We start from the raw sequence: 614 nt of genomic DNA on the forward strand, positions 1-614 counted from the left end.
AAAGGTGACACTGGCGCAGCCGGCGCTAAAGGCGACAAAGGCGATAAAGGTGACACTGGCGCAGCCGGCGCTAAAGGTGACACTGGTGCAGCTGGTGCTAAAGGCGACAAAGGCGATAAAGGTGACACTGGTGCAGCTGGTGCTAAAGGCGAAAAAGGCGACAAAGGTGACAAAGGTGACACAGGCGCAGCTGGCGCTAAAGGTGACACTGGTGCAGCTGGTGCTAAAGGCGAAAAAGGCGACAAAGGTGACACAGGTGCAGCTGGCGCTAAAGGCGACAAAGGCGATAAAGGTGACACAGGTGCAGCTGGTGCTAAAGGCGAAAAAGGCGACAAAGGCGACCAAGGTGTAGCTGGCGCTAAAGGCGACAAAGGTGACACTGGTGCAGCTGGTGCTAAAGGCGACAAAGGCGACAAAGGTGACACTGGCGCAGCCGGCGCTAAAGGCGACAAAGGCGATAAAGGTGACACTGGCGCAGCCGGCGCTAAAGGTGACACTGGTGCAGCTGGTGCTAAAGGCGACAAAGGCGACAAAGGTGACACTGGCGCAGCCGGCGCTAAAGGCGACAAAGGCGATAAAGGTGACACTGGCGCAGCCGGCGCTAAAGGTGACAC

Annotated in this window: 1 protein-coding gene; it reads left to right on the top strand. The window is 57.5% G+C overall.

The genetic code is table 11. The annotated features are described in order from the left end of the window. Positions 1 to 614 (top strand): hypothetical protein (locus tag QP437_RS09690; protein WP_285267695.1); only part of this gene is annotated, 614 nt, incomplete at both ends.

It is taken from the genome of Haemophilus sp. UMB1048 (genome assembly GCF_030218125.1).
In the GTDB taxonomy this organism is placed as follows: Bacteria; Pseudomonadota; Gammaproteobacteria; order Enterobacterales; family Pasteurellaceae; genus Haemophilus_D.